Origin of the sequence: Mesorhizobium sp. B2-1-8 (assembly GCF_006442545.2) — a bacterium.
GTDB lineage: Bacteria > Pseudomonadota > Alphaproteobacteria > Rhizobiales > Rhizobiaceae > Mesorhizobium.
This window is the reverse complement of record NZ_CP083952.1, coordinates 2,091,133-2,103,895: the sequence shown is the minus strand read 5'-3', so window position 1 is coordinate 2,103,895 and position 12,763 is coordinate 2,091,133. Positions and strand designations below refer to the sequence as shown.

At 59.6% G+C, this 12,763-nt stretch carries 12 protein-coding genes; 6 read left to right on the top strand and 6 right to left on the bottom strand.

All coding sequences use genetic code 11. The features are described 5' to 3' along the window. The first annotated feature begins 85 nt into the window (after nt 1-85). From FJ970_RS10285 to FJ970_RS10275, 3 genes are all read left to right on the top strand, one after another. Entirely contained in the window at nt 86-958 is an 873-nt protein-coding gene (locus FJ970_RS10285; RefSeq protein ID WP_140764607.1) for a glycosyltransferase family 2 protein, read from the top strand. 14 nt (nt 959-972) lie between these two features. Further along, entirely contained in the window at nt 973-2,283 is a 1,311-nt protein-coding gene (locus tag FJ970_RS10280; RefSeq protein ID WP_140764610.1) for a polysaccharide biosynthesis/export family protein, read from the top strand. Between the two features lie 307 nt (nt 2,284-2,590). Then, nucleotides 2,591-2,833 carry a hypothetical protein gene (locus tag FJ970_RS10275; protein WP_227792073.1) on the top strand — a complete coding sequence of 81 codons (243 nt, stop codon included), beginning with the start codon at nt 2,591-2,593 and terminating at the stop codon, nt 2,831-2,833. Nucleotides 2,834-2,845: 12 nt separating this feature from the next. Here FJ970_RS10275 and FJ970_RS10270 read toward each other — a convergent pair whose 3' ends face one another. The 4 genes from FJ970_RS10270 to FJ970_RS10255 form a co-directional block, all read right to left on the bottom strand. Next, nucleotides 2,846-3,649: a sugar transferase gene (locus FJ970_RS10270; protein WP_140764616.1), complete on the bottom strand. Its 804-nt coding sequence runs from the start codon at nt 3,647-3,649 to the stop codon at nt 2,846-2,848. A 156-nt stretch (nt 3,650-3,805) separates the two neighbouring features. Then, nucleotides 3,806-5,662, bottom strand: a complete 1,857-nt coding sequence (locus FJ970_RS10265; RefSeq protein WP_140764619.1) for a GumC family protein — start codon at nt 5,660-5,662, stop codon at nt 3,806-3,808. A gap of 174 nt (nt 5,663-5,836) precedes the next feature. Then, on the bottom strand, nt 5,837-6,160 hold the full coding sequence (locus tag FJ970_RS10260; RefSeq protein ID WP_140764622.1) for a hypothetical protein: 324 nt from the start codon (nt 6,158-6,160) through the stop codon (nt 5,837-5,839). Between the two features lie 247 nt (nt 6,161-6,407). Next, a complete protein-coding gene (locus tag FJ970_RS10255; protein ID WP_140764625.1) occupies nt 6,408-6,620 on the bottom strand; it encodes a hypothetical protein in 213 nt (70 codons plus the stop codon). Nucleotides 6,621-6,754: 134 nt separating this feature from the next. Here FJ970_RS10255 and FJ970_RS10250 point away from each other — a divergent pair, with 134 nt between their 5' ends. From FJ970_RS10250 to FJ970_RS10240, 3 genes are all read left to right on the top strand, one after another. After that, nucleotides 6,755-9,055, top strand: a complete 2,301-nt coding sequence (locus FJ970_RS10250) for a mannose-1-phosphate guanylyltransferase/mannose-6-phosphate isomerase (RefSeq protein WP_140764628.1) — start codon at nt 6,755-6,757, stop codon at nt 9,053-9,055. A gap of 429 nt (nt 9,056-9,484) precedes the next feature. Next, entirely contained in the window at nt 9,485-9,766 is a 282-nt protein-coding gene (locus tag FJ970_RS10245) for a hypothetical protein (RefSeq protein WP_140764631.1), read from the top strand. Nucleotides 9,767-9,989: 223 nt separating this feature from the next. Further along, nucleotides 9,990-10,625, top strand: coding sequence for a Crp/Fnr family transcriptional regulator (locus tag FJ970_RS10240; RefSeq protein ID WP_224592856.1), 636 nt, complete (start codon nt 9,990-9,992; stop codon nt 10,623-10,625). A 532-nt stretch (nt 10,626-11,157) separates the two neighbouring features. Here the strand turns inward: FJ970_RS10240 and FJ970_RS10235 are convergent. Beyond that, nucleotides 11,158-11,970: a 3-methyl-2-oxobutanoate hydroxymethyltransferase gene (locus FJ970_RS10235; RefSeq protein WP_140764637.1), complete on the bottom strand. Its 813-nt coding sequence runs from the start codon at nt 11,968-11,970 to the stop codon at nt 11,158-11,160. Nucleotides 11,971-11,979: 9 nt separating this feature from the next. After that, a complete protein-coding gene (locus FJ970_RS10230) occupies nt 11,980-12,762 on the bottom strand; it encodes a hydroxypyruvate isomerase family protein (protein ID WP_140764640.1) in 783 nt (260 codons plus the stop codon). Nucleotide 12,763 lies beyond the last annotated feature (1 nt).

Sequence of the window (12,763 nt, the reverse complement as noted above, 5' to 3'; positions counted from 1 at the left end):
CCGGACTCGTCCCTAACCTTTTATGCAGGCTGTCCAGGTGTGTTCGCCGTTCTAGGGTCGACGGGCACCGAAACATGGACCTGGCATGAGACTGGCAGTGATTATCCCAACCCTAGGCCGCAGCGCACAGGTCGCGCGCCTGCTCGGCTATTTGGGCAGCCAGAACAGACTTCCCGACGAAGTCATATTGTCCGCGCCCGACGCCACGCATATTGAATTACCAGCCAGCTGCCCCTTTCCTGTATCGTGTGTTTTCGGACCGAGGGGGCTGACCGCGCAGCGGAACACGGCTCTTGCGCCGTCGCTCGCGCGTTTCGACATCATCACGTTCTTCGACGACGATTTCGTCCCATCGGCCGAATACCTGAAACAGATCGAAGAAGCCTTCATCACCAATCACGAATGGGCGGTGGTGATGGGCAGAGTCATCAAGGACGGGGCTGCCAATGCTGGCCTGACCTGGGAAGATGCCGAAGCCGCGCTGCAGGCAGCAGAGGGCACCAGCAGTGCCGGACCTTCGGCAATCGACCATGTGGGCGCATACGGATGTAACATGTCCGTCCGTTCCTCGCTTGTAGGCGATTTGCGTTTCGACGAGCGCCTCGTCCTCTATGGCTGGCAGGAGGACATCGACTTCACCAGCCAACTGAGATCGAAAGGTCGCGTGGTCTGCGTAACCTCGATCAGGGGGGTCCATCTGGGCATCAAGACAGGTCGCGTCAGCGGAGAGCGATTCGGCTACTCCCAGGTTGCGAATGCGATCTATCTGATCAGGAAGGGGTCCGTGCCGGCTTCTTTCGCGCTTCCCCTGATGCTCAGGAATATTGCGGCCAATCTGGCAAAGAGCCTTTGGCCCGAGCCCTATGTCGACCGTAGGGGCAGGCTCAGGGGCAACCTGCTCGCCATCCTGCACGTCGCGATTGGACGAATCGAACCCGAGTACATCTTGAAAATCTGACGAAGGGGAAGACAATGCGCAAATGGGTCTTGACGATCGCGTCTGCCTCACTCGCCGCGGTGGTCGCCGGCGCCTTGCCCTCGGTGGCTGCCGAGTATCTCCTCGGGCCCCAAGATAAGGTCAGGCTCAAGGTTTATGAATGGCGCGCGTCACGTGATGTGATTTTTGAATGGACGGCTCTCAACGACGCTTTCGTCGTCGGTGCCGACGGCACGCTCTTCCTTCCGTTTGTCGGCCAGATACGCGCGCAGGGCACCGCTCCCGGCGACCTCGCCAGGGCCATCGGCGATCGTTTGATGCGGAACATGGGGCTCGGCCGCCAGCCCGATGTCGCTGTAGAAATCGTGCAGTACAGACCTTTCTACATCGTCGGCAACGTCAAGCAGCCCGGTGAGTTTCCTTATCGGCCCGGACTGACCGTGCTGCAGGCGGTGGGGATCGCGGGCGGCTTGCCGATACGCCAGGACGACATATCGCGGCTCGGGCGGGAAGTCATCTCAGGCCAGGGCGACGTGGGATTACTAGCGCTGAACAATGTCAGCCTTCTTGCCCGCAAGGCGCGCCTTGAAGCCGAACTGGCCGGCAGCGAGGAGATCTCTTTTCCTGCCGAATTGAACGACAGGGTCTCCAACCAAACCGTTGCATCGACAATGGACCAGGAGCGCAAGATCTTTGCGATCCGCAAGGACGCGCTGACGACACAACTGCGTTCGCTCCATGAACTCAGGGAATTCCTGGAAAAGGAACTGGACTCGCTGGGACAGCAACTGACGTTCCACGACAAACAGATTGAGCTTGTCCAGAAGGAACTCGCGAGTGTTTCGACGCTTGTCGAGAAGGGACTGGCCGTTGCACCACGCGAGCTATCGCTTGAGGGGACGGTCGCGCAGATGCAAGGGGACAGGCTCGCGGCCGAGACCTCACTCTTGCGCGTGAGGCAGGAGATCAGCAAGACGGACATCGAGATTCTCGACATCAGCAACCGGCACGCCAGCGAAGTCGCTGAAAGCTTGCGCGAAACCCAGCTGCAGCTTAACGAAGTCACCAGCAAGGCCGATACCGCGGTGCAGTTGCTGCACGAAACCGAGATTGCAGTCCCTGCCCTGCTCGCTCTGAGGCAACGCGCCGAAAGTGCCAAGCCAATCTTCAAGATCGTCAGGACGACGGATAGCAGCACAGCCGAACTTCCCGCCGAGGAAACCACAGCAGTCAACCCCGGCGACACAGTGAAGGTCGAGATCCCGGCGCCGGACTCAGGTTTGGCTAGCATACCTGCAGGCGGGAGCCTTCAGGCCGAGACGGTCCCGGTTCAGGGCATCAATTGAACAAGCCCGCGATCCGCCAGGGCAACTGAGGTAGTTGGCTGATCGATCCCCACCGCGTCAGATCCTGTGACGCTCTCGATCGCCTACGCATGATCGACTTGGCTCGGGCGCGGAAAACCGCGGCTAGCCGAACCATTCAGGAAAGATCAGGAAGATGAAGCAGGGTTCGACGCTCAACCCGACCGTCTACGCAATGCTCGGAGCACTTGCCTTGCTCTTTGAGGCCGCATATCAGTGAGCAACATGGGCCCTCAGGCCCCGGACGGAACCTTGTGCCGCAGTGAGTTGATCCGTCCTGCCACTGGAGATGTCGGTGCTCATGACACTAATCGCCCTGGCGGCTGCGGGCGCTCTGATAGGCCTGCGGTTCAAGGTTCCCGCCCTGCTCGCGGCGACCGCCCTGCTTGCCATTGGAAGCTTGGCCTGGAACGGCTTTGGATTTCCCGGCCATGTGAGCGTCCTCAAATTCCTTATCCTGGCATTCGTGTTGGCAGGCGCGTACATCATCGGCGTGTTTCTGTCCGTCCGCTGGAGGCGAACCACAGAGTGACGCGTGAGGACGTTAGGAGGTCCTGTCGAAGCGCATCACCGCGAAGACGGTCCTGAACAGGATCACGATGTCGGACCAGACAGACCAGTTCCGAACATACTGGCTGTCCAGCGCCACGCGCGTGGCATAGTCCACGCTGCTTCTTCCGCTCACCTGCCAAAGACCGGTCAGTCCCGGCCTGGCGCGGAGATAGTCCGCCACGTGGTCGCCGTAAAGCTCGAGTTCTTCCTTCACGACGGGCCTCGGCCCCACGCAACTCATGTCGCCGCGGATAATGTTGTAGAGTTGGGGGAGTTCATCGAGGCTTGACCTTCGGAGCATTCGCCCGAGGAACGTCACGCGCGGGTCGTTCCTGATCTTGTGGGTCTTTTCCCACTCCATTTTGATGTCGGGATTGGATTCGAGGCAGGCTTTCAAAACGGCTTCCGAATTGCCGACCATCGAACGGAACTTATAGCAGTTGAACGGTCTTCCGCCGAAGCCGATCCGGCTGTGCGGGAACACCGCCGAGCCCCCTGTCGTGGTCCTGATGAGCAGGGCAACAGCAATCATTACCGGCGCTGCCATGACAAGCGCCGTGACTGCTATGATCAAATCCAGAATTCGTTTCAGAAGACCTCCCACGGGAGGATTCATCGAACCTGCCCTGATGGTGGGCGACGAGTCGATCAACAACACCCCGCCACTGTCGTGGTCGGGAGCGGAAACAACATGCAGGACCGGTCGGTTGTCGACTGCCACCGGAACGGATGGCTGGTCCCAAATCGGGGGTGCGAGATGTGACTGCTTCTCGAAGGCGTTTGTCATGACGATCATTGTTTCGAGTTGTTTGACTTTGACACTTTCCCAATCTCGGGGAGGGTCGGCAAGAAAGGCAAAGGAGGTAGCGGTACACGCCCCACACCAACCCCTAATGCCAAGGGATGATCCTGAACGTCTTCCAGGCTTTCGACGACTTCGCATCTACCCTTTTCATGTCGTGCGATGTTTGGATGTCATCGCCCGAGCGTTCGCCAGAAGGACTCCAAGCACATGCGCCCTGCTGGCCTGCAACGCTCGGACAAGGTCCCGCAGCGTTTCGGAATGCGTCTTGCCCCATTCTGCAACGATGACGACACCGTCCAGAACGGACCCGACAATCAGTTCGTCGGCTCCCGAGGCCAGTGTGGGCAGGTCTACGATGACAACGTCGTAGGCGCCAAGTTCGTGATCGGCGAGAGCAAAAGCGGTAACCTCCGAGAGGAACGCCTCCATATTGCGGGGCATCAACAGGTCGGTGCCCTCCACCACGGAACTGCGAAGCAGGTCGAACGACCGGCCTGGTGCGCGCACGATGCTGAGCCGGATCGGGTCCTGGCACAGTCTGTCGTAGGCAACCGAACGGCCGAGCAGCCGGATGGTGGTCACCGATCGCCGGACATCGGCGTCGATCACCAGCGTCTTCAGACCGGACATCGAGTACAGCGTGGCGAGATTGCTGGCCACGGAACTCTTGGGACTGCCGTTGGACACGGCGGTCAACCCGAGGAATTTGACCTGATGGTTGGTTTCCGCAAGGCTGATCTCGGCCCGTGCCTTCCTGAGGCACTGGCTGTATCGCGAGTAAGGATGTCTCTTGACCTCGTCAACGTGGCCGGATTCCATTCGCTTGCTCGTCAAAGGCAACTCTCCGACGCACTCGATACCCAGGTTCTCCCTGATGTGCCGCGGCGACCTGACAGTCCAGTCGAGCGTGTGCCTCACAAACGAAATCCCGATGCCGACAATGAGCCCCGCAATCGCGGCGAAGGCAAGGATCAGTTTCGGCCTTGGAGCGCTAGGATAAAGCGGCGCTGTCGCGGCCGTGATCACTCTCGCGTCGGCCACCGGATACGATTGCTGGCTCACCGAGTTGGTGTAGGCCTGGAGGAAGCTTTCGTACATCTTCTGATAGGTTTCGGCAGTCACCTCGAGCTCTTCGAGCGTCGGCACGGCGTTGACGCCATCCGCGGTATTGGCGTCTTCATTTTGCGACTCGTTGCCGACGCTGTAGTCGTGCCGAGAACGGAATTCCTGAGCCTTCGCCATGGCCGCGTTCATTTGCGCGCGAAGCTGCTGAAGACGCTTCTCGAGCCACGCGCCGCCTTCCCTTGCCGCGTCGGCTTTGGTTTCGATCTGTTCATGCACGAAGGCGTCGGCCGTGGCGTTGGCAATATTGGATGCGCCCTCGGGATCGACGGACGTGAAGGAAATGTCAATCGCGTAGGAAACACCGACCCTGCGTATATCGAGGCCGTCGCGGAAACTCGACATTGTGTGCCGGAATTTTTGATAGTCGGTCAGTGATGTGGGGGGTTCTGGCATGCCCAAGCCGAAATACTCCCACAGCGACGTCAGCCTGGCGCTTTTCTGGGCGCCCAAAGCATCAGCCAGGACCATTTTTATCTTTCTGAATGCCTCCGGCAAAATCGGCGCGTGTGGACGATTGAACTTAGGATCTTCGACGAGTTTCAGCTGCTCGATGACCATCGCAGCGATCTTTTCCGACTGCATCACCGCGATCTGGCTCTCCACCTGCGCAGTGTCCAATGACAGGTTTACTTCTCCGCCCTCCTGTAGATGTTGGGGCACTTTCGGCTCGATCAGGATCTGCGCACTGGCGGTAAAGACCGGGTCGGTGGTCGAGTTGTAGAACCACGCTACCAAGAGCGCAGCTCCAAGGCAGGCAATGATCGTTCCGAGGTAACGCCGAGAAAATCCGGTTATATCAGCGAAGCCAATAAACTCCTGGCTGATGCCACCCTGCTTGTTCGTTGTCGCAGGCCATTGATGAGGCAACATGCGGTCCATTCAACTTCTCCTGCAGGCGTGCGGGAAACTCCGGCACACGCGCCATCCTGACGCAGGCGAAGCATGGTGTCCGGCCGATGTCTGCATGGAAAGCTGCGGCCCCGCGATCCCAGGTTGCCGCGAAAGACTAACCCGGCGGTGCGGAAGGTAAACGCCGCCAATTGGCGTATGCGACTACGTCCTATGGGAGGGAAGAAGGCGCTGCAATTCCGCTTGAGTCCTGCGCAAAAATGACAGCTGCCGCTGCAGCGAGGCCTGCCGTGTGTGATTCAACATCACCTTATTTGTGAGCGTGTCGATCCTCGCGGAAATGATTTCGAGGTCTTCGCCGTTGTCGAGCGCCTGCACCGAAAACGCGGCGCAGTCCGCTTCTGATAGATGGAGTTGCGTTTCCCTCTCGATTTCGACTTGCATGGCCTGAAGAAGGCGGACCAGCCGGCCAAGGCGCCTTTCATCGACATCTTCGCGCGGTGGGGACCTCAATGCGGGAAACGGCATTATGCGGCTCAATCCTTGACGTGAGCGCCCGAATGGAACGCATGTTCCAGAATACAAAACACTCTCGCCTGGACGAGGCATCCTTTCGGCGGTCGACTGGCATCTCCTATTGGATGAGGGGTGCGTGTCTGGGCGTCAGGGCTGCCCGAATTCCTGACGAGGCCGGCGCCCTACGGCATGCTAAGACCCTCCTTCATGTCGGAGTGCGATTTCGGAGCGGAACGTGTCCTTAACAAAGTCAATTGCGTCACGCGGCGGTGTCGGGCTGGCCGCCGCGATGGACGGCAGTAGACGCGACTTCGGCAACCATCTCATCGCCGCCAAGATGGCGCCCAATCGCCGGGCTGATCCTGGGCGGCTTGCGTCCAGGACGTCGGCAAGGCATCTTCGCTGTCTGCCTGCTTCCCGCCGCCGCTGCCATCTCCTTGCCGGTGGCCACGGTGACGGCGTCATCGGACAAGCCGAACGTCCGGCTCTGGTGCGCTGCTCCGTCCAAAAGGCGCCGGCGGATGTTCAGTGCTCTCGACCTGCCGCTGCGCCAAGATCCGTAGGTCGGAGCCTGCAGCCAGAGATTTCTTGAGAAGGGGCTCGAGTATGGCATCCCAGCTGGTTTGTTTTGTCATGAGCGGGGGCGTGGGCTCGCGCCTGTGGCCGCTTTCGCGCGAAGACAATCCCAAGCAATTCCACGACCTTTCGGGCGACGGCTCAATGCTCGCAAAGACCGTCCGACGGCTCAAGGCGCGGCCCGACAGTCAGACACCGATCTACCTGATCGCTTCCGAACGACATGCCGATCGCGTTATCTCAGACATTGCTTCGCTCGGCCTGAACGGCGGTAAACCGATCTTCGAGCCTGTCGGTCGCAATACCGCTGCGGCCGTCGCCATAGCCACCCTGCAGACGATCTCGGAACATGGCAGCGATGCGCTTGTGCTCGTGGTTCCCTCCGACCATCAGATCTCGACTGACGCGCAATTCTGGGAGACCGTCGAGTCGGGCGTTCCTGCCGCCGTTGCAGGGAGCATCGTCGTCTTCGGCATCAAGCCGACGCATCCGGAAACTGGATACGGCTACATCGAGGTTGCCGCAAATGACGATCGCGTGGCTGCGGTTTCGTGCTTCGTCGAAAAGCCGAATGCCGAGACAGCGCTCGAATACCTGGCGTCAGGACGATTCTACTGGAACGCCGGCATTTTCCTGTTTCGTGCCGACACCATGCGGCGGGCATTTCTCGATTTCCAACCGGACATCTGGGAAACTGCAGACCGGGCCCACAAGACTGCACGCACGGACCTCTCAGGTATCTGTCTCCCCCAGGGCTTGTACTCGGCCGTCCCCTCCACCTCGATCGACTATGCCGTCATGGAGCATGCACGCGATATTGCCATGGTTACGGCTTCCTTCCGCTGGGACGACCTTGGATCGTGGCAATCGCTGCTCGAAGCCAGCCCGACGGACGGCAACGGCAATGTCGTCATGGGCGACATCGTCGCCATGGACTGCGACAGCTCCTACCTTAGAAGCCAAGGCAGGCTGCTGACCGTCATCGGAATGAAGGGGGTGGCGGTAGTGGCGACACCGGACGCGGTGTTCGTCGCCCCTGTCAGCCACAGCCAGAACGTGAAGAAGGTCGTCGAGCAGTTGGAAAAAAGTGGGCGGCTTGAGACGAAGTACACGCCATCGGAAGACCGAGTCATCATCAGCGGTTCGTGGCGCAAGCGCGTCGAACATTGGCTCTTCAATGAAACCCTGCCGCTTTGGTCCACCGCAGGGGTCGATGATGTATACGGCGGCTTTCACGAGGCTCTCGGTTTCGACACAAGGCCGCTGGGCAAGTCCAAGCGCATGCGCACCATGGCTCGCCAGATCTACGCCTTCGCCGTAGCCAAGGAACGCGGCTGGGCCGGACCGGCCGACAAGCTGATCGCCCATGGCATAGACTTCATTGCCAAACATGGCCGCACAACCCGTGGCGGCTGGGTGCGGACCCTTAATGTCAATGGCAGCGTGGCTGACCCTGCGGAGGACGCGTACGATCATTCCTGCGTACTCCTGGCACTTTGCCATGCTCATCGATGCGGCCATCGGGACGCCTTGCGACTGGCACAAGAGACATTTCATTTCCTCGACGCCCATCTCGAAGACGACCGTCTGAACGGCTTTCTGGAAACCTCCGGCTCCAACGGGATGCGGTTTTCGAACCCGCACATGCACATGCTGGAGGCTTTCCTTGCATGGCATGCCGTCACTGGCGACCGCACCTATCTGCGCCGGGCGGCTCGCGTGGTTGATCTCTTCAGATGCCATTTCTTCGATCAGGAAAGCTGGACGGTAGGAGAAAATTTCGACGTCGACTGGCTACCTCTGCCTGGCGAAAAAGGCCTGTCGACCGAACCCGGCCACCATTTCGAATGGGCCTCGCTCCTCATCGATTTCGCTAAAAAAAGCGGACAAAAGGACTTGGCCAGTTATGCACGGAAGCTCTATTCGTCGGCGATCGCCAGCGGATTGAATCGGGCGACGGGTCTGGCTTACGCGGCTGTGTCGCGGCAGGGAATGCCCATCGACCGGCTCTCCCGCAGCTGGCCGCAATGCGAGGCCATCAAGGCAGCCATCGCCCTGGACGGCATAGGCGGGCCTGATTTGAAACCAGAGATAGAAGCCCGTGTCGCCCGTCTCTTTCGATGGCATATCGATCCCGCTCCCCTTGGCTTGTGGATCGACAGGATTGACGAGCGCGGAAGGTCACAGGCCACGGAGGTTCCCGCCAGTATCTTCTACCACTTGGTGACCGCGTTGATGCAGTATTTGGACAAGACCGAAGGTCAGGTCGAACCTTTCCCGATACCAGCTTTGGACCTGGGCAAGACTGTCCCCGCGCGGGCTTTAGGCTAAACTTCACCACACTATTCATCCGGCTGGGGTCCGGAAGCATTCGACACCGTGGCAGGCGAGCGATGGACGTGCCCGCCCGATCAAAGGTGACGAGATCCGTCGCGGTCGGCAAGCGGCGACCCGTCAGCTGGGTAAGTGACCATGGGTTTCTACGAGAGAAGACTTGTCGACCGTTCTCCAATGCGACGTCTGCGGTGATGGCGGCATCGTGGTGTCCCAAGGTGGAAGGGCAAGCTACGGCTAATTCGGTATGCTTGCCTCTGTGTCGTCGCTCGGAACCGGGATAGCATGCTTAAAAATAGGTCTAAAGGGACGCCGAGATTGAGCTTTTCCAATTTAGTTGCCGCTGCGGATAGCGACTAAATCGCTGAAAGCAAGGTGATTGTGCGTCTAAACACCCGTCTTGTCCGGACAGTTGAGAAGCATATTATGGCAAAAAAGAAATCGCGTACTAGGCCCACCAGTGATCTCTTGAAACTGCTTGCCACCAGGCCTCGAGCTGTTGCCCTTGCCGCGTTGCACGTGAGTGAATCGGTGCTGCTTGAACTTGAGGCATCGGAATTGTTGTCGGCAAGACAGATAAGAGGGTTGCTCAAGGACGCATCAAGGACCTTGCGAAATGCCGCCGGCCAAGTGGACAATCGCAGCAGCTTCATCGCCGCGGAAATAGTCGAGTCCATGCAAGAAAATTTCACAAGAAATAAAAGCTAGCTGCTGCGGTTGCGACCGTACGACTCTTTGCTTTCCCATGCTGCGTAGCTGTGGCGACGTCGCACAAGTACCCATCACGCCAAATTTTGATGTACATTCGATCCGAGGGGATAGAAAGTGAAGACATCGGGCGGGGTTATAAATGTTGTACGCTTCACAGTCTTTGGGCGGGAACGAAAAGCGGTCATCGTATATCAGGCTTGCCGACGAAGATTCGGCGCTCATGAAGACGCTGGGGTTCACACCGAAGCGTTATCCACCTGGGACGGTCATTTTCAGCCAGGGTGAGGACAATGACCGCGTATTCATCGTCGAGTCGGGGTGGGGTTGCCTGTCGCACGAACTTGCAGGGGGGCAGCGACAGATCCTGGATTTTGCCCTGAGAGGCGATCTCGTCATGTCCCGGTCGAACGGGGGTGGCGCGCTTGAAACGTTTGTTGCTCAAACCGACCTGAACGTCTTGGTAGCCTCAACCAAGACATTTACGCTCACAGCCATGAAATCCCCCCATCTTTTCTCCCTGATCGTCGAGGCTCTTGGGCACAACGGTGCCGTCATCGCTGAACATCTCACCAATGTTGGTCGACGCAGTGCCTTGGCGCGGACCGCACATCTGTTCCTCGAATTGAGAACGCGCCTGGAACTCATAGGCTCCGTTACCCGCGATAGCTATGAATGCCCGTTGACCCAGTACGATCTCGCGGACGCCCTTGGCCTCACTCCGATTCATGTCAACAGGATGCTGCGCGAACTGCGTGAGCGTAAATTTCTCGAATTCCGGCAAGGCCGTGTTCGCGTGCTCGACCTACGAGGCATGACGGAATATGCGGGTTTCGAATGCAGCTATATCGACAGTTGACATCTGGGTGTAGGAGCGACTTGGCATCGAAATGCGGTCCTGAGCGAGGAGGGCATTGCCGTCCCAGTGCACGGCTGGGGCGAAACGCTTAACCCCCGGATGGGACACAACGCTGGAATGGCCGGGGCGGTTTTGGGGTTTTGGGGACGTGGACCGCACCGGCCATCGCGGTCGGGGGGCCTCCCGCAAGGATTGGTATATCTTATGTTAGCGAGAGCGCAATTAATCCTATCGGACGACCACCATCGCCGGGAACGGAAGGGATCGAGTGCAAACCGAGCATTGCGGACTCGCTGTTCAGACCGATTTGGAGAGCCCAGCCATCCAAGTCGGGCTTGCCCTTGCTTTTAGGGCAGTCCTACAATTTTGAACGAGGACGCAGAGCCTGAAGGACGGCATGCTAGAACTTCGATATACGACAGACCGTTTGAAACGAGCTTTGATCCGTACACCAGATTGTCCGCCTTTGTGTCCGTAGCGGAGATAGCTGACCTTCAAGAGTATCTCGCGGCCTGTTGAGTATCTTGGCTTCCTAAAGCCTGAGAGCGGTCCTGAAGGTGGAGAACTCGTCATCAGTGATCTGAACCACGTGCTGTGGCTCGGGATAGGCGCCGGTCTGGACGTCGGCGATGAATTCGCGATAGGCGGCGATGCGCTCGTGCTGCAGCCGCTCATACTCGGCGGCGAAGTTGCGGTAGGTCTTTGCATGGCGCGGCTTGTGGCCTGATGTGTGGCCGAGTACGTCCTCGCTGAACAGATACTGCGCGTCGGCATGCGGCCCGGCGCCCATGCCCAGCATGATCATCGGTGTGCTCCTGGTAATCAGTTCGGCAACGCGGTCTGGCACCACTTCCAGTTCGGCGCCGAAGCAGCCGATGGCTTCCAGCCGCTTGACGTGGTCCCACACCGCACGCGCGCTGTCGGCCGTCCTGCCGACAGCCTTGAAACCGCCGGTCCAAGTGCATTGCGAGGGGATCAGGCCAACATGGGCAACGACAGGCACGGCGTTGTCGCAGAGCGTCTTCTGGATATCGAGCGAGGCGGCACAGTAGAAGCAGTCGCCGCCGATGCGCATGAAGTGGTAGGCGGTTTTCAGATAGTCCTCCGCCGTGACCAGATTGCCGGATGGCCCGTAAGGCAGCCCGACCTGTACGAAGCAGCGGCCCGCCGCCTCGCGCATCTCGGGCGAGAAGAATCGGCCCTCGATCGAAAGCATGTCGACGCCGGCCGCATCCGCCGCTGCCGCCTCGTCGAGCGAGGTGACATACAGCATGGAAATCTTTTGTCCGCGGCCCTTCATGGCGCGGATGTCGGCGACGGTGGGCCGGGTGCTCTTGGTGACCATTTTGTTCCCTCAGATCGTGAAAGCTTCGCGGAAGGCTTGCAGCGCCGCCTCGGGATTGCCGGAGGCGAATGCCTCCATGCCCACCGGTCCGCGATAGCCCATGTCCTTCAGCGCACGGGCGATACCCCGGTAATTGATCTCGCCGGTGCCAGGCTCCATGCGTCCGGGCACATCGGCCACCTGGACCTCGCCGATCCAAGGTAGGCAGGCGCGGCACAGCTCGATCAGGTTCCCTTCGCCGATCTGCGCGTGATAGAGGTCGAGATTGAGGCGGAGCCCCGAACGGTTGACGCTCGAGACCAGCGCCAGTGTGTCCTCAGCGCGCCCGCACGGCACGCCGGGATGGTCGACCGGCAGGTTCAGATTCTCCAGCGTGAAGGTCACGCCTTCCGTCTCGGCAAGGTCGGCAATGCGGTTCAGCGTGTCGCGCGCCTTGAGCCACATGGCGCCGGTGACGATCTCGCACGGCGTGACTGGCAGACCGCCATCACCCAGCCCGGTGCCGTGCAGATTGAGCCGCGCGACGCCGAGGCGTTTGCCGACCGCCGCGGTCTCCTTCGCCGTCTTCAACAGTTCGGCAGCACCTTCGTCATCGGCCAGCCGGCCGCGCAAATAACCGTTCATGATCGAGAAAGTCGCGCCGGATCTTTCCAGCATTGCGAGATCGTGCTCGGGCCAGTTCCAGAGGCCGACCTGAAAACCCATTTCGGTGAGGCGCCGCACGCGCCATTCCATCGGCTTGTCGCGCCACAGCATTTCGACACAAGCCGCCAGTGTAAAAGTATCGGACATG